Origin of the sequence: Bartonella sp. HY761 (assembly GCF_026743145.1) — a bacterium.
Lineage (GTDB): Bacteria > Pseudomonadota > Alphaproteobacteria > Rhizobiales > Rhizobiaceae > HY038.
In genome coordinates this window covers 1,647,001-1,669,759 of record NZ_CP104887.1, presented here as the reverse complement: position 1 = coordinate 1,669,759, position 22,759 = coordinate 1,647,001, and the positions used below count along the sequence as shown (strand labels likewise).

The 22,759-nt window shown below is 40.1% G+C and carries 19 protein-coding genes; 9 read left to right on the top strand and 10 right to left on the bottom strand.

Translation table 11 applies throughout. From position 1 onward, the window contains the following. Positions 1-532 precede the first annotated feature (532 nt). Positions 533-937, top strand: coding sequence for a hypothetical protein (locus N6A79_RS07130; protein WP_246708178.1), 405 nt, complete (start codon positions 533-535; stop codon positions 935-937). A gap of 236 nt (positions 938-1,173) precedes the next feature. Continuing rightward, positions 1,174-2,409: a L,D-transpeptidase family protein gene (locus tag N6A79_RS07125; RefSeq protein WP_182419499.1), complete on the top strand. Its 1,236-nt coding sequence runs from the start codon at positions 1,174-1,176 to the stop codon at positions 2,407-2,409. Positions 2,410-2,503: 94 nt separating this feature from the next. On the opposite strand, the gene N6A79_RS07120 is transcribed toward N6A79_RS07125, so the two are convergent. From N6A79_RS07120 to N6A79_RS07110, 3 genes are all read right to left on the bottom strand, one after another. Then, on the bottom strand, positions 2,504-2,899 hold the full coding sequence (locus N6A79_RS07120; RefSeq protein ID WP_268547510.1) for a (R)-mandelonitrile lyase: 396 nt from the start codon (positions 2,897-2,899) through the stop codon (positions 2,504-2,506). Positions 2,900-2,990: 91 nt separating this feature from the next. Then, entirely contained in the window at positions 2,991-4,040 is a 1,050-nt protein-coding gene (locus N6A79_RS07115; protein WP_268547509.1) for an NAD(P)-dependent alcohol dehydrogenase, read from the bottom strand. Positions 4,041-4,494: 454 nt separating this feature from the next. Beyond that, complete coding sequence (locus tag N6A79_RS07110) at positions 4,495-6,783, bottom strand: TonB-dependent receptor (RefSeq protein WP_268547508.1); 2,289 nt, start codon at positions 6,781-6,783, stop codon at positions 4,495-4,497. Positions 6,784-7,189: 406 nt separating this feature from the next. On the opposite strand from N6A79_RS07110, the gene ccmI reads away from it, so the two are divergent. Genes ccmI through N6A79_RS07090 form a run of 4 tightly spaced genes read left to right on the top strand, consistent with a single transcriptional unit; the run spans position 7,190 to position 11,264 of the window. After that, a complete protein-coding gene (gene ccmI / locus N6A79_RS07105; RefSeq protein ID WP_268547507.1) occupies positions 7,190-8,311 on the top strand; it encodes a c-type cytochrome biogenesis protein CcmI in 1,122 nt (373 codons plus the stop codon). A gap of 1 nt (position 8,312) precedes the next feature. Then, complete coding sequence (gene ccmE, locus N6A79_RS07100) at positions 8,313-8,804, top strand: cytochrome c maturation protein CcmE (RefSeq protein WP_182419494.1); 492 nt, start codon at positions 8,313-8,315, stop codon at positions 8,802-8,804. Continuing rightward, positions 8,794-10,797: a heme lyase CcmF/NrfE family subunit gene (locus N6A79_RS07095; protein ID WP_268547506.1), complete on the top strand. Its 2,004-nt coding sequence runs from the start codon at positions 8,794-8,796 to the stop codon at positions 10,795-10,797. The genes ccmE and N6A79_RS07095 overlap by 11 nt, the downstream gene beginning before the upstream one ends. An 8-nt stretch (positions 10,798-10,805) precedes the next feature. Continuing rightward, positions 10,806-11,264, top strand: coding sequence for a cytochrome c-type biogenesis protein (locus N6A79_RS07090; RefSeq protein ID WP_182419492.1), 459 nt, complete (start codon positions 10,806-10,808; stop codon positions 11,262-11,264). Between the two features lie 138 nt (positions 11,265-11,402). On the opposite strand, the gene N6A79_RS07085 is transcribed toward N6A79_RS07090, so the two are convergent. From N6A79_RS07085 to N6A79_RS07060, 6 genes are all read right to left on the bottom strand, one after another. Next, positions 11,403-12,101: a TIGR02281 family clan AA aspartic protease gene (locus N6A79_RS07085; RefSeq protein WP_182419491.1), complete on the bottom strand. Its 699-nt coding sequence runs from the start codon at positions 12,099-12,101 to the stop codon at positions 11,403-11,405. Positions 12,102-12,214: 113 nt separating this feature from the next. After that, complete coding sequence (locus N6A79_RS07080; protein ID WP_268547505.1) at positions 12,215-13,216, bottom strand: bifunctional riboflavin kinase/FAD synthetase; 1,002 nt, start codon at positions 13,214-13,216, stop codon at positions 12,215-12,217. A gap of 2 nt (positions 13,217-13,218) precedes the next feature. Beyond that, positions 13,219-14,067, bottom strand: a complete 849-nt coding sequence (locus N6A79_RS07075) for a TIGR01459 family HAD-type hydrolase (protein ID WP_262080505.1) — start codon at positions 14,065-14,067, stop codon at positions 13,219-13,221. Positions 14,068-14,284: 217 nt separating this feature from the next. Beyond that, a complete protein-coding gene (locus tag N6A79_RS07070) occupies positions 14,285-15,553 on the bottom strand; it encodes a M16 family metallopeptidase (RefSeq protein ID WP_182419489.1) in 1,269 nt (422 codons plus the stop codon). Positions 15,554-15,735: 182 nt separating this feature from the next. Then, positions 15,736-16,431, bottom strand: a complete 696-nt coding sequence (locus N6A79_RS07065) for a DnaA ATPase domain-containing protein (protein WP_182419488.1) — start codon at positions 16,429-16,431, stop codon at positions 15,736-15,738. Continuing rightward, positions 16,428-17,657, bottom strand: coding sequence for an AI-2E family transporter (locus N6A79_RS07060; RefSeq protein WP_262080503.1), 1,230 nt, complete (start codon positions 17,655-17,657; stop codon positions 16,428-16,430). The genes N6A79_RS07065 and N6A79_RS07060 overlap by 4 nt, the downstream gene beginning before the upstream one ends. Positions 17,658-17,924: 267 nt before the next feature. Between N6A79_RS07060 and purM the strand changes: the two genes are divergently transcribed. Together purM and purN are read left to right on the top strand one after the other, a co-directional pair. Beyond that, positions 17,925-19,001, top strand: coding sequence for a phosphoribosylformylglycinamidine cyclo-ligase (gene purM / locus N6A79_RS07055; RefSeq protein WP_268547504.1), 1,077 nt, complete (start codon positions 17,925-17,927; stop codon positions 18,999-19,001). Beyond that, a complete protein-coding gene (purN, locus tag N6A79_RS07050; protein ID WP_268547503.1) occupies positions 18,998-19,615 on the top strand; it encodes a phosphoribosylglycinamide formyltransferase in 618 nt (205 codons plus the stop codon). Before purM ends, purN begins: the two co-directional genes overlap by 4 nt. Before the next feature lie 90 nt (positions 19,616-19,705). Here purN and tyrS read toward each other — a convergent pair whose 3' ends face one another. Then, positions 19,706-20,959, bottom strand: coding sequence for a tyrosine--tRNA ligase (gene tyrS, locus N6A79_RS07045; protein ID WP_182419485.1), 1,254 nt, complete (start codon positions 20,957-20,959; stop codon positions 19,706-19,708). A 108-nt stretch (positions 20,960-21,067) separates the two neighbouring features. Between tyrS and N6A79_RS07040 the strand changes: the two genes are divergently transcribed. Then, positions 21,068-22,216: an anhydro-N-acetylmuramic acid kinase gene (locus N6A79_RS07040; protein WP_268547502.1), complete on the top strand. Its 1,149-nt coding sequence runs from the start codon at positions 21,068-21,070 to the stop codon at positions 22,214-22,216. The last annotated feature ends 543 nt before the right edge of the window (positions 22,217-22,759 follow it).

Here is a 22,759-nt window from a genome sequence, read left to right as displayed (position 1 = left end):
GGGCTTAAACGACGTTGCTGCTAAAATACTAATGTTTTACTGTTACAAATTGCATCTATAATTGTTAATAATGGTTAGTGACAAGTTTGTCGGGGCATTCTCAATTCTATCAACATGCTAAAATGGCCGAATTATAAATGATTACCAGTAAAATTATTGGGAGCGGCAAATTAGCATTGCATAAAATGAATGTTAATTGTCAAAACTTTACTTAGTAAAAAATAAAATTTTTAATTAAGTTATAGTTGTTTAGAATTCAAATTATGATGCTTGATAAAGTCAATTGTTAATTTTTTAGATGTAGTTTAAGCGGTTAAGGTATTGATCTGGCGTGAAAATAGGCTTTCTACAATTGATGGAGCGTTGAAACAGCAATATTACCCTTAAATCACTTTATTGAAATGCATTATTTGATTGATTTATCATATTTTTCACTCAAATCGCTTCACAGATTTTCAAAAATGCTCTAGATATTAAGTGTTTATATTTTTATGTAGCTAAATTTTAGTTACAGTGATTCATGGTATTGAAAATGAAAAAATCGGCCGTCCTTATAACAATGTTGTGTATTCCGTCACTTGTTGCGGGTTGTATCAAGCAACCACAGACCACAACTACAGCAACAGAAAACCTTATATATTCTGCAATGGGGACAGGACTTCTTGGTGATTCTATTTCAAGAATTCCTGCGAAACAGCGCAGCCTTGCTTTAGAGGCTGAATATAAGGCACTAGAATATACACGTTCTGGCAATACCATTAATTGGGCGACCAATGATGGAGTTGCATCAGGTACAGTAACGCCGGGTCAGCCTTATCGTGTAGGATCACAAAATTGCCGTCAATATAGCCATAGTTTTGTGATTCGCGGTGTGCCGCAAACTAATCGTGGTAGTGCATGCCGAAATGATGATGGTAGCTGGTCGCCATTGACCTAATTTTTTAAAACAAGTGTTGTGTTGCTATTAAAGTGTTTTAGCGCTTTTTTACAGAAGCTTCATTCATTTGAAATATGCGTCTTTATGTCAAGAATTTTATTCTTGACATTTTATCACCATAAAATAGTAGCAAAATTTCAGCAAATGCGGCAGGCTTAATAATTATTAGCCTGTTTAGGTTATTTTAAGGCTATCCACTTATAAATGTGGTAGCTTTATTACATGGATGTCGAGAAATGAAAAAACAGGTAAATCGCCGGATGGTGTTGGGTTCAGCTTTAGGGTTGGGGCTTTTCGGTTTGGTAGGTAGTGCAACAGCTCAAAGGGCGTCTTCTTGGGGAGACCAATTTGACACGCAAGCAGCTGGTGGGCAGCAGGTTGCCTCTAATATTCCTGTTCTAAGTGGTGCAACTGTAAGTTATACACAAGTTGCCATTTCTCAGTATGAGGCCATCGTTGCGCAAGGTGGTTGGCCTCACGTTCCAGCCGAACAGGGCAAATTACAGCTGGGCATGAATCATCCTGCTGTAGAAATTATGCGTCAACGTTTGTTTATTTCTGGTGATTTAGCGCGTGAAGCTGGTTTATCCGTAGCTTTTGATACTTATGTTGATGCCGCTGTACGTCGTTTTCAAGCGCGTCATGGTTTACCTGCAGACGGTGTTGTCGGAGATATAACCTACCGCGCCATGAATGTTAGTGCTGATGCACGCTTGCAGCAATTACGCGTTAATCTTGATCGCTTGCAAAAAGAAGCAGAAAAAACAGCACGTGAACAGCGCTTTGTTATGGTGAATATCCCTGCAGCGCAAATTGAAGCTGTTGAAGATGGTTCTGTTGCTCAGCGTTACACGGCAGTTGTTGGTAAGATAGATCGCCAAACGCCACTTCTTGATTCTAAAATTCATGAAGTGATTTTAAATCCAACTTGGACAGTTCCTGCATCAATCATTAAAAAGGATATTATTCCTTTGATGCGTAAAAGTCCAAATTATCTAACCGATAATAATATCCATTTATTTAATGGTCAGGGGCAAGAGGTTTCCCCTCAATCGGTTAACTGGAATACCGATGAAGCAACGAGGTTGCGTTTCCGTCAGGATCCTGGCAAAATCAATGCGATGTCATCAACCAAAATTAATTTCCATAATACTCATTCGGTATATATGCATGATACACCGCAGCAAACCCTTTTCAATAATTTGATGCGCTTTGACTCTTCTGGTTGTATTCGTATTCATAATATTAGAGATTTTAACGTCTGGGTTTTGAAAAATACACCAGATTGGGATAGAACGCGCATGGAGCAGGTTATTGGCCAGCGTGTTAATACGCCTATTGCCGTTAAAGATCCAATTCCTTTGCACTTTGTATATATTTCAGCCTGGTCAACAGGTAATGGGGTAGTGCAGTTCCGCGGTGATATTTATCACATGGATGGCGCTAGTGAATTAGCATTTACTGAATCTTGAATCTAAAAACGTTTTATAAGGAGCCGCCATTGTTTGACAAGGGCGGCTTTTTTTTATTATTCAGTTATGTGTGATAAATGATTTTAAGTCTTTATTAGCGTGAATATTGTGCATCACTGACTGGTTCTAACCATTCAACGGTTTTGCCATTTTCAAGCTCTTGCACAGCAAAATGTGACATGGCTGTGTTTGGGGAGGCTCCATGCCAATGTCTTTCTCCAGGTTCAAACCACACAACATCACCGGGGCGCACTTCTTCAATCGGTCCACCGTCTTTTTGTACAAGGCCAAGACCAAATGTAATAATAATCGCTTGACCTTTTGGGTGGGTGTGCCAATTAGTACGGGCAGATGGTTCAAAAGTAACATGACCACATGTGACGTTGGCATCTTGATGCTCATCAATGACTGCATCAAGACGGGCGGTCCCAGTAAAATAATCAGGCGATAATTTAACCGATGATCGGGTGCCAGAGCGAATTATTTCCATGATATTAATCCCTTATAAAAAAGTAAAAAGCATATTTTTTAAATTAAAAAAATGCTCATTTATAGCAATAAATGAGAGTGCATCTAGCAGCCTAGGCTTGCGACATATCAATAACAAAACGATATTTCACGTCGCTTTTTAACATGCGCGCATAAGCGTTTTCTATTTGACTTGGTGCTATGAGTTCGATATCTGCGGTAATGTTATGCTTACCGCAAAAGTCTAACATTTTTTGTGTTTCTGCAATGCCACCAATGGCCGATCCGGCGAAAGAGCGGCGATAGGGAATAAGGTTGAATACCTGTACGGGGAGGGGCTCAACCGGTGCTCCGACTTGTACCAATGTACCATCGACTTTAAGCAGATTAAAATATTGGTTGATATCATGCTGCGCTGCAACGGTATCAATGATCAGATCAAGGCTTTTATCAGCTTTTGCCAAAGCTGTTGCGTCTCTGGTCAATACAATCTTATCAGCGCCAAGACGATGTGCATCATCAACTTTATTGACGGACGTCGTGAGCATGGTGACTTCAGCTCCCATGGCATGTGCGAGTTTAACCGCCATGTGACCAAGGCCACCAAGACCCGCTACCCCTACTTTTGTTCCCTTGGTAACCTTCCAATGATGAAGGGGAGAAAAAGTGGTAATACCTGCGCAAAGAAGTGGTGCTGCCGCAGCAAGATCAAGGTTATCAGGGATCGATAAAACAAAATTTTCATTTACGACAATGCGCTTGGAATAACCACCAAAAGTATGGCGATCAGGACCAGTTTCCGGATCTTGGCTGTTATAGGTTAATGTATTACCATTTTCACAATATTGCTCCAATCCTTGGTTGCAATAATCACAGTTTTGGCAAGAATTGACCATGCAACCAACACCAACACGTTGGCCGACTTTAAATTTGGTTACTTTACTGCCAATGCGGCGAACGGTACCAACGATTTCATGGCCAGGAACACAAGGATATTGGGTGCCAGCCCATTCACCACGCGCGGTATGCAAGTCTGAATGGCAAACACCGCAAAAAGCAATATCAATGTCAACGTCGAAAGCAAGGGGATCGCGACGTTCAAAACTAAAGGGCTGAAACGTGTCGTTAGCTGAGGATACGGCAAAGCCGTCACAAATAAACATTTAAAAGCTCCAATTTAGATATTAAAATTATTGTTTAAGATCATTCCAGTTAGATTGGGTTTACATAAAAAATTGCAAGTCTTTGTATTTAGGTTCATTTTTATATATGGATAATTACATCGGCCTTTTTTAGCTGCTTTGTGCCGCATCACATATGACGTGTTAAAGGTTACGGTAAATTTATGAGGGATGGTTATACTATAAATACAAATATCTTTATGGCTTAATTTTAAGGTATAAAATTCCTTTCGATAATAGTTTATTTTCACTAATAGTTATGAGTGAAATTCATTAATGTGATGGCAAATTAAAAACGATATTAAATGATTTTTGTGTAATTCATGAGGCTACTTTTTTAAATAGATGGAAAGCAAAAAGCCATTTCCGGCGGTTGGAAATGGCTTTAAATTTGGCGTTTTTGCCGGAAAATATATGGTATCGGCTTATCGGCTAATTAAAATTTTGCGCCTATATTAATAACAAAGCTGCGCCCTGATGTTGGAATAGCCCGCGACCCGCCCATATAGGATGTATAATTGGTTCTATCGGTAAGGTTATAAGCATTAGCACTAAAACGCCATTTTTCAGTTTCATAAGATGCCATTGCGTCAAGAGTAAAACTATGGGGAATGCGGCTTAGGCCATTGCTAGAAACTGGAACTGCATCGCGATAGGTCATTCCGCCACCGATCAGCAATTTGCCATTCAAACTATTAAAATGCGGAGCAAGATCATAGGTTGTCCAAAGGGATGCGGCATTTTTTGCAGCACCAGGAACGCTGTTGCCGATCACTGAACTTGTTGCGGAGTCGAGAATTTTACTCTGCAGATAGGTATAAGAAGTATAAATATCCCACTGTTCTGTAATTTTTCCTGTAAGACCTGCTTCAAAACCGCGTACCCGCTGTTTTTCGCCAGATCTTGTAACAGAACCATCAGGATTATTATAAAGCGCGTTATTTTTCTCTACCTGAAATAATGCGCCAGTTAAACCAATGCGGCCATCGAGTAAGTCAATTTTACCGCCAAGTTCGAATAATTCACTTTTTTCCGGATCCCAATCAATGCGTGCAGCCGTAACTGGATTGAAATCAGAAGTGATATATTGTCCAAAAGGTAAGTTATTAGATACAGACCATGAAAAATAGTAAGTTTGTGCTTTTGTTGGTTCCCAAATAACGCTTGCTTTAGGGCTAATATAATCTGCTTTTGCCATGAGCGAATTTATTCCCGCCGCTGTGGTTACATCATAATTAATTTTTTGATAATCCCAGCGTAAGCCTGCCATAATCGAGAATTGATCATTAAGCCACATGCGGTCGCTTAAAAAAAGTGCCACAGAACGTGAGTTTGAGTCCTTGTAATTGTCAGGATTTGGCACAAGGCTATAATAGCTTGAATCCATATTTTCTGTCCAAAGCCTTGGTGCGCCTAAGCTTTTGGGAGATGTGTATCTATAACCTTGGCGTTGATCATCTTGATACATCATATCAAGACCAAGTACGGCTTGGTGGCGGAATGCGCCAGTTTCAAATTTTGCAACGGCAGTTGAAATATTTTGCAAGCCCCAGCTTTTTTGATCATAAGTGACACCGCCGCCACCGCCATAGGCCATAAGCGGATTTCCACCACCGCCAAATAGGGCATTGGTACATTGAGCAGCAACGGCACAGCGAATAGGGGTTGCGCTAAAATAGCGTTTGAAATGAGTATAGCGTGTGTCATTTGTAAAGGTCAGCCACTCATTGATCTCATTGCGATAATTTGAAGTGACCATGTGAATCTCGGATTTATCACGATCGCTATTTTTTCCGTAAAAAATGTTTCTTGGCACACCATATTCAGTCACTGGGCGTGAAATGCCATTTGGATCAGCAACAAATGGAATGCCATAATCGGGAAGGCGATCAGTTTTTTGGTAAAAGTAACCTAAATGCCATGTTTGATTTGTACCAAGTCCAAAACCTGCAGATGTCGCTAAGCCCCAACGGTTAGATGTAACATGATTGCGGTCAACAACATCTTGCCAATTGCCCATTACATTAAATCGGACAGCCGTTGTATCATTGATTTGCTGATTGTAATCAATTGTGGGACGATAAAGCGGACCGTTACCTGTTGAAAAATTTACCGCGCCAAAAGTACCTAAACGAGCGCGCTTTGAAGTTGAATTAACAGCTCCGCCTGTAGTTCCAACGCCAAAATTTTCACCATTGGGGCCTTTAAAGACCTGAACTTGTTCCATGTTGAAACTGTCGCGAACGTAAACGCCGATATCGCGTAATCCATCACTATACGTATCGCCCGTTGCGTCAAAGCCTCTGATTCTAAAGCGGTCGCCATTCATACCGCCACCGCCTTCACCAATCGTTGTGGTGATACCGGGCACATTTTGCAACGCTTGTTCTAGTGTCATGACGTTTTGCTCAATCATGACATGCTCTGGTACAACATTAACAACTTGTGGAATGTCACGAATTGTTCCTGGTAAACGCGAGGAGCCAGATTGTGCTGTGTTAATATTAGAAATACTTGTATTGCCACTGATGGTTACTGTTTCCAAAGTGGAATTGTCGCCATCATTACTCGCAACATTTGTTGTATTGCTATTCGTTGAATTCTGAACTTGAGCGCTTACTGCATTTGGAAGGGTTGCTAAAGATGCAACAAGTCCAGCTTTGATTGCCATATTGCTAATGATGCGGCTGTTGTTAATAGCCCTCTTATTATTAGAAAACTCCATAAAAATACCCTCATTTTAAATTTTTATCTCTTATTGTTGACTTTATTATTCATGTTTTATCAAGATCGTTTGTATTCAAATGGTGCTAATTATTAAAAAAAATTTAGATTGTGTTATTTAAGTAACGCATTAAAATTATTATAATTATACTTTAATTTATTTAAAACATATTTTTAATTATTAATATTATAAAGTATTGTTAGAATTGTAATAGATTTACTTTTTTGTATGATTAGTAATCAACTGGGGTTTGTTGATCTAAAAAAGTTGCTTGTTATCAATAGCGAGCAAGTCCTTTTTACGTATTTTTTTAAAGCGTGTTAGAAAATTAGAAATAAAAGGTGAAAAAAGTAAAAATTAAAAGCATTGTGATTGGACATTTGATGACAATTGGTTTTTATAGGCTATGTTCTTTTGGTTTATTCTAATTCTAATTACTATTGGTGTCGTTTTTTTGCTGGTGTATGCACTTGGCCGCGATGCTATTTTATCAAAAAGCAAATCTGAAGATAATGCTCAAAGCGATATAGCTGTTTATAAGAGTCAACTCATCGAAATCGATGAAGAAGAAGCTGATGGGCAAATTTCTCATGAAAATGCTAAAGAGGCGCGGCTAGAGCTTGCACGGCGTATTCTTTCTAGCGAAAAAACGCCGATTATAAATGGGCTAAATACGACCAATGGTTCAAAAGATCATGGTATGAAAACAATAGTTTTTATTGGTATTTTGTTTATTATAGCCGGAAGTTGGGGGATTTATTCGCTTATGGGAAGCCCCGATATGTCTCAGCGACCTTTTGAAATCTTGATGTCTAAGGATGATTCAACCCTTGATCTTGCTGAAAAAATTGTAAAGAGCGAAGCTCTGTTAGCTCGTGATCCAGATCAAGGTGACCTACTTGATAAACTTGGTGATCTTTATTTAGAGACAGGGCGTTTTCGCGATGCTGCGAATATGTTTAATCGATCTCTCGGCGTGAATGGCGAAAGCTCAAAAAGGTTTTTAAGTTATGGCATTGCTCTCATGGGATTGGAAAACGGTGTTGTCAATAAGGATGCAGAAATTGCTTTACAGCAGGCCGCCAAATTAGATCCAGAAAATCCGCAGACTCAAATTTTTTTAGCACGTGGTCTCATTCAAAATGGTGAACAGCAACAAGCTATTGAATTGTTAGAAAAATTTGTAAATGATCATGGTAAGGGGCAGGCTTGGGTGGCTGATATGCAGCTGGTTATCGATCAGCTAAAGGGAATAGAGCCACAAGCTCCTACTAAATTGACAAAAGAGCAGCATGATTTTATTGCCAATAATGTTGGCAAACTCGAAGATAAACTACAAGAAAGCCCGCAGGATTTACAAGGTTGGTTGATGTTGATCAATGCTTATTTTCTTTTGGAGCAACCTGAAAAAGTTCGTTCTACTTATGAAAAAGCTCTACGTCTCTTATCTCCTGAAAATAGAGAAAAATTGATTAATACTCTACAAGATAAAGGCTTTTCTCCCTCGCATGCAAAAGAGGCACACTGACATGTCAATGAGTGCAAAATCCAATAGTTTTCAAATGCATTTAAAAAAAGCGCGCCGAAAACGCTATATGTTATTGTTTTTAGCGCTTTTTGTCATGGCTGCAGCAGTTGGTCTTGTGGTTTTTGCTTTAGGGGACACGGCGAGTTATTTTCGTATGCCATCAGAGATCACTGAAGAGGATATAGCCTCGCAAAGGCCATTACGACTTGGCGGTTTTGTTGAGAAGGGTAGCGTTGTTCGCGGTGAAGGTACGGAGGTATCTTTTAACGTAACTGATTTTGGCAAAGTAGAATATGTTAAGTTCAATGGTATTTTGCCTGATCTTTTTAGGGAAGATCAAGGTGTTATCGTTGAAGGTAACTTTAATGGTGATAAGGTATTTATAGCTAGCCGTGTTTTAGCCAAGCATGACGAAAAATATGTTCCCAAAGATGTAGCTGATCGGTTGAAGGCCCAAGGCCTTTGGGAGGAATATCAAAAACATGATAAATGAAATTGGTTTATTCCTTACAATTCTTGCCTTTTGTCTTAGCTTTTTTCAAACCTTCATTGTACCTATTGCGGTTTATCGCAATAATGTTGGACTTATGCTTGCCAACCGTTCGATTAGTATTATCGTATTCATTTTAATTGGCTTTGCTTTTTTATCACTAACTTATTCTTATGTAATTTCAGATTTTTCTGTTCTCAATGTTGTACAAAATTCTCATTCAGAAAAACCCTTATTATATAAAATTACCGGTGTTTGGGGAAATCATGAAGGATCAATGTTTCTTTGGGTGCTTATTCTTGCCTTTTTTAGTGCTTTGGTTGCAATTTTTGGCAAAAACTTACCGTTAAATCTTTCGACATTGACGTTATGCTGCCAAAGTGCCATTGCGAGTGCATTTTTAGCATTTATTCTGTTTACATCTAATCCATTCGCAAGAATTGATCCTCCTGCATTACAGGGTAATGACCTTAATCCTATTTTGCAGGATATTGGCTTGGCCTTGCATCCTCCAATGCTCTATCTTGGCTATGTTGGTTTTTCAGTCTGTTTTTCATTTGCGATTGCTGCACTTATAACCGGCCGAGTTGATGCGGCTTTTGGCCGTTGGGTGCGCCCTTGGGCACTTATTTCGTGGGTGTTTTTAACTGGTGGTATTACCATGGGGTCTTATTGGGCTTATTATGAGCTTGGTTGGGGCGGTTATTGGTTTTGGGATCCGGTGGAGAACGCATCTTTGATGCCATGGCTTGCGGGAACTGCCTTGCTACATTCGGCTATTGTGCTTGAAAAACGCGCAGCATTAAAAGTTTGGACTATTCTTCTGGCAATTATTGCATTTTCCTTATCTTTGCTTGGCACATTTTTAGTACGTTCAGGCATATTGACTTCTGTACATAGTTTTGCCGTCGATCCGAAACGCGGTATTGCTATTTTAGCCATTTTAGGTTTTTTCATTGGTGTTGCTTTATTATTATTTGCAATACGTGCACCAAATATCAAAAATAGTGGTCTTTTTCAGCCAATATCCCGCGAAGGTGCTTTGGTTTTTAATAATGTTTTTTTAACCACTGCTAGCGCTACGGTGTTGGTTGGCACACTTTATCCTTTAATCGCTGAAATGCTATGGGACCAAAAGATTTCAGTTGGCGCACCATTTTTCAATATGACCTTTGGGCCACTATTCATTCCCTTGTTGGTAGGCGTTCCATTTGGAACATTGCTTGCTTGGAAGCGTGGTGATCTTATGCTCGCAGCTAGCCGCCTTTCTATGTGTTTTATTTTGGCGCTTATTGCGATGATTGTTAGCTTTTACCTAAGTGGTTATAAAGAAATCTTATCATGTGTAGGGATAGGGCTTGGAGTTTTTGTCATCTTTGGTTCATTTGCTGAAGTTGTTCTGAAAAGTGGCAAATGGGGTACATCATTCAAAACGCGCATTGCGCGCCTTAAGGGCTTGCCTCGTGCGGATTGGGGTGCGGCATTCGCCCATATGGGATTAGGCGTAACCCTTTTCGGCATTGTTGCAGTTGCAACTTTTGGCCAAGAGCGTATCTTAACTATGAAGCCGGGTCAAAGTGTAGAAATTGCAGGTAAAACTATTCGTTTTGATGGATATCAGTCTTTAAATGGCGCGAATTATCAAGAAAATCGCATGCATTTTACCATGTTTAATGGCAATGCAGATAAATATATTGGTGAAGTAACCGCATCTAAAAGAACTTTTCCATCACAAACCATGCAAACGACTGAAGCTGGTCTTTTATGGCGAGGATTATCACAATATTATATTGCACCAGGTAATTATGTCGAAGATAATGCCATGATTGTGCATATTTGGTCGAAGCCTAATGTGTTAATGATTTGGGGTGGTGGATTTTTAATGATGTTAGGGGGACTTCTGTCTCTTTCAGATCGACGACTACGCATTGGTGCGCCTAAAGGGGCTAAAACTCGCCAAAAGCTTTCGACCGCTTTGCTTTTGGATGAAAAATAGGCATAGAGATGAAAAATACTATCCGATTGGTGATATTTATCTTGTTTGTTGGCTTTATGAGTGTTGCTCAAGCTGTTCAGCCTGATGAAATATTACCTGATGCTAATCTAGAAGCAAGAGCACGCGAGATTTCTTCGCATTTGCGTTGTCTTGTGTGCCAAAACGAGTCCATTGATGATTCTAATGCGCCACTTGCTCGTGATTTGCGAATGTTGGTGCGAGAACGCCTAAGTGAAGGTGATAGTAATCAAAAAGCAATAGACTATATTGTTGCCCGCTATGGTGAATATGTCTTGTTAAAGCCACGTTTTGAAGGTTCTACTATACTATTATGGCTTTCTCCAATTTTAATTCTTTTAGCAGCTTTTGCTTATATTCTTTATAATTTTAGGCAAAAAAAGCCTTCCCAGCAAGTTGAACTTACAGTCGAAGAAAAACGGCGCTTGCAAAGGATACTGGACGAGTAATCTTGCTATAGAGGGATAGATGATAGATTTAAAGCGGATATCTCAAGCTTGATAATTTTAATAAGTATGCGTTTTTTTTAGATTAAAAAACAAAAAATTTAGAGCACTTAATTGAAAATACTCTAAATTTTACGTTTCTTAGTCAATCAAGATAAGTTGGTTACCTCTAATAGAGGTACTTGAAAGTGTATTAATAAAATTCATACCAAGCAAATTATCTGACAAAGCACCTGATGGTGCAATTAAAGCATTTAATTTTTTACGGGTAATTGAACCGATGCTTATACTATCTAATCTTACACGCGCTGTGTTAAGACTGCCATTTGCTGTTGATACGGGTGTGGTATAATTTAACCCTTGAATGTCTATACCAATATCAATAGCTGTTTCATTGGTAAGGACTATCGATGTTGCGCCAGTATCTATTAGGAATTTTACCCTATGATCATCAACTTTACCGGTTATTTGGTAGTGTCCGTTGCTTCCACGATCAATGGTAACTGTATTCCTACTCGTTAGATCAACTGAAAGCACACTTGCTGGAACTAAGCCGCCACTGATATTATGGGCAATATCTTGCAGATGAAAGCGATTATTATAACCAATAAGTAGAACACCTATAATAGCTACCCAGATAAGTATATTTTTAAGAACATGGCTAAGGGTAATGCCAGACGACAGTAGTCCTGCCGCAAGAATTGTGGCAAATAAACCTCCAGTTGTTATTCTGGCTAGATCACTATTTGTTAGGGAGGATGAACTAATATTGTCATTGCCTAGATAAAAAATTAAAGCAATAACACCAACTGCAGTGAGACAAATCCATAATAACCGCATGTTAAAATCCCTATTATAATATTTTTTCGCAAATATATTGCTATAGATAATGTGCTGTTGGAGCAATCTATATTTTTTTTCAAATTATAAGCAAATAAAATTAAAAAATATTACTATTTATCCCAGTTATCAAAAGCTAAATATTGGTCTATTGGATTGAGTGGGGCAATATGGGTTAGTATTTCACGTGCTTCTTCTTCATCTTTTTTGATTTGCTCGATCATAGGCTCAAGTCCGTCGAACTTTAATTCTCCACGCAAATAGGAAAAGAATGAAACAAAACATGTTTGCCCATAAATATCTTCATTAAAATCAAAAATGAAGGTCTCTAATAATGGTTCCTTTAATTCATTAACTGTCGGCCTTAATCCATAGCTTGCAACACCATTAAAAATTTTGCCATTTTGCGTGCGAAAACGTACCGCATAAACGCCAAATTTTAAACCAGTATCACTATCTAACCGCATATTGGCGGTGGGGAACCCAATTTGTCGCCCTAGAGCTGCACCATGAACGACATTGGATTTAATGGTATAGCGGTAACCAAGAAGACCTGCTGCTTCTTCTACTGCGCCGCAACTTAAAGCTTGCCTAATGCGGCTAGAAGATACGAGTTCACGATTTTCATCAAGAAAGCCATCAACAATAACGACATCAAAACCGCAATTCTTACCTTCATTGATAAGAAATTCGGGGGTTCCAGAGCGCTTTGCTCCAAAGTGAAAATTATCCCCCGTAACAACGACACTTGCCTTTAAGCAGTCACGCAAGATCGTATCCGTAAATTCTTTTGCCTGATGGGATGAGAAATCCTTGGTGAAGCGTTGTTCAATGACTGCGTCAAATCCGAGTTTTTCTAAAATTTCAGCACGTTCATCGGCAGGAGTAAGGCGATATAAGGGCTTAGTTGGATTAAAAAAACTGCGCGGATGCGGTTCAAAGGTAAGAACAATAGCTGGTTTTCCAAGCAGACGCGCCTTTTCAAGCGCAGTTTCTAACACAGCTAGATGACCACGATGAACACCGTCAAAGTTACCAATGGCAATAACGCCGCCCTGTAACTGGCTTGGCAGTACACCAACGTCAGGCAGACGGATAATTTTTTTGGGTTGCACGCCTATTCAAGCTCCATCATATCAAAATTGGGCACTAAAGAATAAGGAGCAAAGAATTCCTCAAGCAGCTTTTGATTGATCTCACCATCAATACAATATTCATTGGCATGAATACCACGCGCAATATAAAGCGTATCAAAGCCATTATTAACACCGCCCTTAATGTCGGTTAAAACGCCATCTCCAATAACTAAGATTTTTTCTTTATTGGCTTCTTGGTTTAAAATAGCGCGCATTTTCTTTAAAGCTAATTCATATATTGGATGATGTGGCTTGCCGGCAATCATTGTGCGCCCACCCAATTGTGCATAGTCGCGAGCCAGTGCACCAGCGCACCAAACAAGTTTGTCGCCACGCTCTACCATAATATCAGGGTTGGCGCATATCATGGGTAAATTGCGCATACGCAAACGCTGTAATAGTTCTGCATAATCATCAGGTGTTTCAGTTTCGTCTTCATAAAGGCCAGTGACCACCACACCACTTGCTTCAAATTCTTCAACTAATTCACAGTCAAGCCCATCAAATAATGCTAGATCACGATCTGGTCCAATAAGAAATAGCTTTTTAGGACCTTCTGCGATTAAATCTCTTGTCACATCACCAGAGGTGACAATGTCATCATAACAATTGGCATCAACGCCCATATCCGCAAGTTGTTGTGCAACGCCATCGCGTGGTCTTGGTGAGTTGGTTATAAGAATAACATGTTTTCCTGCGTCCCGGGCTGCCTTTAGGGCTGCTTGCGGCTTTGGAAAAACATGTATTCCATTATGTAAAACACCCCATACATCACAAAAGAAAATGTCATATTGACCAAATATATTATCAAGGCGGTCGAGGTGTTTCATAAAGTGCTCCTAAAGTTAAAGGAATAATAGTCAATAAATGTTATGCTGCATTTCTATATAAATAACTGCTTTCCATTTGCCAACATGCAAAATCGAATAGCAAGATTGACTGCCATTGAAAACTTTACCCGTGAATGCAGCTGTAATTTTGTCATTTTAACATGACGACTTTATTATAAAGCTTGGTAAAAATTATCAAATATTGCCTTCATGCAATTTAATGGATCCGTAATTTCATTTGCATATCTTCAAATGGCATAAGTTTGCCAATTGGTCCAATTGCAGCCATTGTGGGTTTTGAATCTAAAAATAAACGACGCGCAAGATCGGTTAAGCGATCACTGTTGACTTGCGAAAGTCGCTCTAGCAGTTCAGAATTTGGAATAACGCGATTATAAAGCAATAATTGCCGCGCAATATGGTGTGCTTTACTCATCGAGCTTTCAGACGAAATCATTAGCCCAGCACGATATTGCGCTTTGGCGCGCCTAACCTCGGCTTCGGTAATATTTTCACTTGCCTTATAAAGTTCATCAAGAATAACGGGTACAAGTGGCTCTAAGCCATCATGCCCAGTTGCTGCATGAATACCAAATAAACCGGTATCAGAAAAGCCCCAATGAAATGAGTAAATAGAATAGCATAGGCCGCGATTTTCACGTATTTCTTGAAATAGACGTGAGGACATGCCGCCGCCAAGAACAATTGCTAAAAGTTGCGAAGCATAAAAATCGCGCATATGGTAGGCGCGGCCTTCAAAACCGAGTAGCAATTGCGCGTCTTTTAAATCGCGATATTCACGAAAATCGCCGCCAACATAATTGGCAAGATCAGGAATTGTACCAGATGAATGGCTTCTAAAGTCGCCAAGACGCATTTCAACTTCTTTAACGAAGCTTTCATGCTCAACAGCCCCAGCCGCAACAACAATCATATGGCTCGCACAATAATGATCTTGCATGAATTTGCGTAAATCATCAGCGCTAAAACTTAAAACTGTTTCTGCAGTGCCTAAAATGGGACGGCCTATAGTCTGGTGTCTAAATGCCGTTTCCGAAAAATGGTCGAAAACAACATCATCGGGCGTGTCGTGAGCTGCACCAATTTCTTGTAAAATAACGTTTTTTTCAAGCTCTAGCTCTTCCTCGTCAAAAAGAGGATTGGTAATAATATCGGACAGGATATCAATTGCCAGCGGAACATCATCAGCAAGAACGCGGGCAAAATAACCAGTGGTTTCAACGCTAGTTGCGGCATTTATTTCGCCGCCGACATCTTCAATTTCTGTAGCTATTTGTAAAGATGTGCGTTTTGCAGTACCTTTAAAAGCCATATGTTCTAACAGATGGGCTATGCCATGTTGGTTGCTCTTTTCGTTGCGTGAGCCAGCCTTTATCCAAATGCCAAGCGCAACAGTTTCAACCTGCCGCATGGTATGGGTTGCAATTGTTAATCCATTGCTTAAACGACTTATGTCAACACCCATTACGCTATATGCTCCCGATCTTATCATTTTGTGCTTATGTAAAATAAGCAGCTTAGAATTTTTCAATTATGTTGAAAAGCCTTTTAATAGCTTTTTTATTCACAATTATAGGAGAACCTATTTTGAACCACAATTGTGAACCTTCTAATATAAATTAAGTTTAATTGCGCTATGGGCAATGATCAAGAATCAAATTCCATTTTTGCTAATACATTGGCAACTAAGCTACGGTTTATGCGACTTTTTTCTTCAAGTGCCATGGCATCGGTAAGAGCAACAAACTTCGCCGCTGCAGCTAAAGATCGCTCAATGCGGCTAGCAATAAATGGGATCAAATTAGGGTCAATATTAAGCTGCCTATCGGCAAATAGCTTGGTAATGACCGCACTTAATAGCATTTCATCAGGAGGTGAGAGCTCTATTAATGAAACCGCATTTAATCGTGAGGCAAGATCAGGCAGGGCAACCTGCCAATCAATTGGTCGCAAATGCGATGTCATTAAAAGCGAACTTTGTGCATTTTCAATACGTGTTTGCCTTATCGTATTGATAAGATGAAAAAGCGCCGTTTCATCAAATTTATGTGGCGCCATATCCTCAATCAAGATCGGTGTACCAGATAATGCCGCCCTAATAGCTGCGTCTATCTTTTTATGATTAAATTCGTGCGCATAGCTCTGCGCAGCCCATACTGCTGATAGATGAGTTTTGCCTGAGCCTTTTGGGCCAACGAGTACCGTCACGGGTGAGGGCCAGTTTGGCCAACTTTCCAATAGGTTAAATGCGGTATGATTGGCAGGTGTTACAACAAAATCGTCAATACTATAGCGTGCCTCAGGCTCCAAAGCCAAAGGTAGTTGCCTTGGTGTTACATTCATTCACCACGCTCCGCGCCATCATTACCCTTATAAACGGGTGATTCTAAATATGTATGAAGAGCGAAACGTACAAGAACTCCAACCGCCGCTGCCGCCGGTACAGCAATCAGCATACCGGTAAACCCAAATATTGCACCAAAGGCAAAAAGGGCAAACATTAACCAAACAGGATGAAGTCCTACCGACGAACCAACTAGCTTTGGCTGCAAAATATAGCCTTCAACAAATTGTCCAACAAAGAAAAGGCAGGCAACGACAACAATCCAGCCCCAACTGTCTGGCCAATACTGAAATGCTGCCATACCAACGGCCAATAAAAGCCCAATAGCCGACCCTACATAAGGAATAAAGCTAATAAAACCAACAAAAAGACCGATCAATAGACCAAAGTTCAAGCCGGAAATGGTTAGCCCGATGGCATAATAGCAACCTAGAATCAAACATACTGAACCTTGACCACGGATAAAACCGGCAACAGCGCGATCCATCTGTGCAAAAATACTACGAATAGTTGAAAGGTGATCCCGTGGGATCCATGAATCGACCGTGTCAACCATTCTATCCCAATCGAGTAGCATGTAAAATGCCACGACTGGCGCCATGATCCATAAGATGAAGACGTTAACAATGGCGCGACCTGAATCCCAAAGTGATTGGAAAAGTCCTGTCACAATAGTTGAAAGCTTGTCAAGTAAGCTTTGTAGGCTACCTTGCAGAGTAGAGGTATCAATATTAAATTGATGTAACCAAGACAGATCTTGATTTTTCAAAAATTCGCGTAATGGCTTTATATAGCTTGGAATATTACTAGCAAAGCCGGCCAATTGCTGGGCAAGCAAAGGTACGAGTATGATAATTGCCAGAGCAAATATGACTACGACAAATATGACAATCGCAACAGTGGCCCACATTCGAGAAAAGCCAACTTTCTCCAAAAATTCTACTACAGGATTTAAAAAATAGGCAAGGGCAATACCGGCAACAAAAGGCAATAATACATCGCTGAAAACAATCAGAAACATAATGAAAAATAGTAGTGTTCCAAGCCAAAAAAAAGCTTGTTTACGCACATTACCCTGTAAAGGTACAAGAACAAAATTGGCTTTTGAGCGCAAGGCTCGCGCTTCTTGGCGCTCCTTCCGCTTTAATTGCCGCAATTGGCTGGCGGAAATCGTTACGACCTCATCGCTTTTTTTGTTGCCAGCATCTTGCGTTTCATCTTGCATATTGACCGCCTAATTTATCATAACTCATTTTTGCCTGAGCGTTTTAACATTGCTTCATGACCACATAGTGACCAAATCTTAGACGAATACTAAGGAGCACAAGACTATCAGATATGTGTTGAAGTATCATTGGTCAAGGCTGCTATCCATAAGTCTTTTGCTTAAAAGTGTGTTTTTTTAAAAATTATGCGATTTTTTCTTGCGGCTTTGGGCGTGGCATGGCAAATGCATAATTATTGCGCTATTTTAATGCAAGGAAACCTAAAAATGGTTAAAGATAGTAAAGACCAAACTGTCGGCCTCACTTATGCACAATCAGGTGTGGATATTGATGCGGGGAACCATATGGTTGACCTCATTAAGCCATTGGTGCGCTCAACAAGCCGGGCAGGGGCCGATACAGAAATTGGTGGTTTTGGTGGGCTGTTTGATTTAAAAGCCGCCGGTTTTAAAGATCCGATTCTCGTTGCTGCTAATGATGGTGTTGGTACAAAGCTTAAAATTGCGATTGACGCGGGCTATCATGATGACGTTGGCATTGATCTTGTTGCTATGTGTGTTAATGATCTTGTCGTGCAGGGAGCTGAGCCACTTTTCTTCCTTGATTATTTTGCAACTGGTAAACTTGACCCCAACCAAGGTGCCGCGATCGTATCGGGCATTGCAGAAGGTTGCCGTCAATCGGGGGCTGCATTAATTGGTGGTGAAACGGCTGAAATGCCGGGCATGTATCGCGATGGCGATTATGATCTTGCTGGCTTTGCTGTTGGTGCAGCAGAACGAGGTTCATTATTGCCGCATAAGGATATTGCTGAGGGTGATATTATTTTAGGTCTTTCCTCGTCAGGTATTCATTCCAACGGTTTTTCATTAGTGCGCAAGATTGTTGAACATTCGGGATTGTCATGGAACGATTCCGCACCGTTTAATTCAGCTTTGCCACTTGGCCGCGCATTATTAGCGCCAACCCGTATTTATGTGCGTTCAATATTATCGGCGATCAAAGCGACCCAATCGATTAAAGCTCTTGCCCATATTACAGGTGGTGGCTTTCCTGAAAATATTCCGCGCGTTTTGCCTAAAAATTTGAGTGCGGAAATTAATCTTAATAGCGTAACCGTGCCTTCAGTATTCAAGTGGTTAGCAAATACTGGCAATATTGAAATGCATGAAATGCTACGTACCTTTAATTGTGGTATTGGCATGATTGTTGTTGTTGCACCACAAAATGTTGATGCGGTTAAAAAAGCATTAGAAGATGGTGGCGAAACAGTCAGCGAGATTGGCCAACTTATAGCGCGACAAGATAAGGGTGTTGTCTATAAGGGGCAATTAGCATTATGAGTCGTAAACGGGTTGTCGTTTTTATATCGGGCGGCGGCTCGAATATGGAAAAACTCATTGAAGCAAGCAAAGCTGCAGATTATCCGGCAGAAATTATTGCTGTTTTTTCAGATAAAGCCAATGCAGATGGTTTGGATAAAGCAAAATTACAGGGTGTTGAGACCTTTGTTTTTGAACGCGCGTCTTTTGCCTCTAAACAAGCTCATGAAGATGCAATTTTGCAGCAATTAGATGCGTTGGCTCCTGATATTATTTGTCTTGCGGGCTATATGCGTATTATTTCTGCAAATTTCATCAAGCCTTATGAAGGAAAGATTTTAAATATTCATCCCTCCTTATTGCCACTTTTTCCAGGCCTCCATACCCATCAGCGAGCAATTGATGCGGGGGTAAAAATTGCCGGCTGCACTGTGCATATCGTTACGGAAGGTATGGATGAGGGGCCTATTTTGGCCCAAGCAGTAGTGCCTGTTTTAGCCTCAGATAATGCTGATAGTTTAAGTGCGCGTGTTTTAAAGCAAGAGCATCGACTTTATCCACAAACTTTGCGTAATTTTATAGATAAAAAGTGCAATATTACTAGCGATCAGCAATCATTGATTTCCTTTGGGTAATAAGCTGTTAGTTCTATGATGTTTAATAAAAAGCCGCTTAATATTTAAGATATTAAGCGGCTTTTAAAATGTCTTACATCGCAAAAAGAATTAAATTGGTTTTACCAATATGTGTTTTTTCTTACCAAATGATAGCTTAATCACATTCTCAGTGCCTAAATCGCTGTTATTGATTATGCGGCTTTCATCACTTACTGCAATGTCATTAACACGGATCGCGCCGCCTTGAATATTGCGACGAGCGTCACCGTTTGATTTTACAAGACCAGCTTTTACCAATAGAGATAAGATTCCGACACCATCTGAAAGTTCAGAACTTGCAATTTCCATCACTGGCAAATCTTGACCTAGCTTTCCCTCTTCAAAGGTTTGACGAGCCGTTTCAGCTGCAAGCTCGGCAGCTTCGCGGCCATGTAGCATTGCAGTGATTTCTGTTGCCAAGATTTTTTTGACATCATTAATTTCTGCGCCTTGTAATTGGGCTAGGCGCGCAATTTCGTCCATTGGCAGAGTTGTATAAAGCTTCATGAAGCGAATAACGTCTGCATCTTCGGTATTGCGCCAATATTGCCAAAATTCATATGGGCTAACAAGGTCGGCATTCAGCCAAACCGCACCGTTTAAAGACTTACCCATTTTTACGCCGGAAGCGGTGGTTAAAAGCGGGGTGGTTAGCGCATATAATTGGCTTGTTCCCATACGGTGGCCAAGTTCGATACCATTGACAATATTGCCCCATTGGTCCGAGCCGCCCATTTGTAGGGTCACGCCATGACGTTGATTAAGTACAACAAAGTCATAGGCCTGTAAAATCATATAGTTAAACTCAAGGAATGACAGTGAGTGCTCTCTATCAAGGCGCAATTTAACCGAGTCAAAAGACAACATGCGATTAACCGAAAAATGGCGGCCAACATCACGCAAAAATTCAAGATAGTTGAGGTTGCGCAACCAATCCGCATTATTTGCAATGACTGCGTCATTGGGGCCGTCGCCAAAAGTGATGTAATTTGAAAAGACGTGTTTAATGCCCTCAATATTGTCTGCAATCGTTTCAACAGTCATTAGTTTGCGAGCTTCATCCTTAAAGGATGGATCGCCAACCATACCCGTGCCGCCGCCCATAAGTGCAACGGGACGGTGTCCAGTTTTTTGCAGCCAATAAAGCATCATGATTTGCATCATATGGCCAACGTGAAGGCTGTTCGCTGTTGGATCAAAGCCGATATAGGCTGAAACGGTTTCTTTCGCAAAAAGGTCATCTAGACCTTGTTCATCTGAAACTTGATGAATGAAACCACGCTCTTGCATGACGCGAAGAAAATCTGATTTAAAGCCCGACATCGATCTTTCCTGAATTTATAAAATTGAAATTATGCACGCGATGAAACGCGCTATGCCTTGCTAGCATGAATCGGCTATAAATAACAAGGAATCAGTGTTGGGTGCAAAATGAAAAAACAAGATTTAAAAATGGCGATCGGATTAATGAGCGGTACATCAATGGATGGTATTGATGCAGCGCTTATTGAAAGCGATGGTTTAGGCCAATCGCGCGTTATATCGACTTTCAGCCACTCTTATTCAAACGATTTTCGTAACCGCCTTAAAAAAAGCCTTGATCTTGCACAGCAAATTACAGATCGCACTGCGCGCCCTAATGGGCTTGATGCGCTTGAGCGCGACTTAACCCTAGAACATGTAATGGTGGTTAAATCACTTTTAAAAAAGCTTGAACTAAAGTCAGAACTGATTGATGTTATCGGCTTTCATGGACAAACCATTTTGCACCGACCTGATGAGGGGGTCACCTTGCAATTGGGTGATGGCTCTTTACTTGCACGTGAAACTGGCATTGATGTGGTTTACGATATGCGTGCCAATGATATGCTCCATCAAGGGCAGGGTGCGCCGCTTGTGCCGATCTATCATGCGGCTCTTGCCGCTATGCAGCATGATTATTTAAAATTTCCGGTTGCTTTTATTAATATTGGCGGCATATCTAACCTAACATTGGTACAAACAGCAGATCTAGAAAGAGATGATAATATCATTGCTTTTGATTGTGGGCCTGGTAATGTGTTGATTGATCAATGGATGGCTTTTAATAATCAAGGACATTTTGATAAGGATGGTCAGGCGGGACTAGCAGGAAAAGTTAATCAGCAAGTCCTTGATAGTATTATGTTGGATAATATTTATCAACAAAATACCAAAAAATCCCTTGATTGGCGAAATTTCAAACCCCTTACCGATAAAACTATATCGCTAAACGATGGCGCAGCGACCTTGGCATTCTTAACTGCCAAACAGATTTTCTCTTCTTTTAAGTTTTTAAGTGAAAAGCCAAAGCAAATGGTTATTAGTGGTGGTGGCGTTAAAAATAAAGCGATCATCAAATATTTGCAACAACTTGCAGAACCTTGCGATATAAATATTATTGCAGCCGATGATATTGGTTTTAATTCAGCATTTATCGAGGCTGAAGCATGGGGTTATCTTGCTATACGTTCGATAAAATCTTTGCCGCTGACTTATCCAAAAACTACAGGGTGTATAACCGCTGTGAGTGGCGGCGTGTTTGTATCAGCCAAGCTATAAAAGCTTTTAAATCTAACATATCACATGAGTTTGTTTAATGGATTAGACATATTGTAAGATTTAGCGCATTGGCGACACAAAATAGATATTTTTTAGATTAGTATCAGTTTTAATAATATAGGTATGTCTATACATAAGTAAAAAACATGTCATAAAACTGAAATTAAAATAGTTTAAAAATAGGGCATAAAAAAAGCAAGGCTCGAAAGCCTTGCTTTGATAATTATACGCGATGGTTTTAATCCTTAAACTTAAGGGGGCAGCGGTATACGCGCCCTAAAACCTGATCCTCCCAAATACTCTCGCGCCATTTAGGTAGTTTAATCTACCTAAGTTTGTTATCACCAGTTTTCTATCATGTTTTATTATGGCTGTCATTAGAAAAAATATAAATGGCGTAATTTTGCCACAATATGACTGGAAGCCGTATTCTCGCCTTTTTTCGATAAAACTGCGCGCTTACGTTCTTATATTTCATTCTTTAATGATTGTCGTTATTGTAGAAAAAATAAAAATCGCGAATCGCGTGTTTACATTACAGGA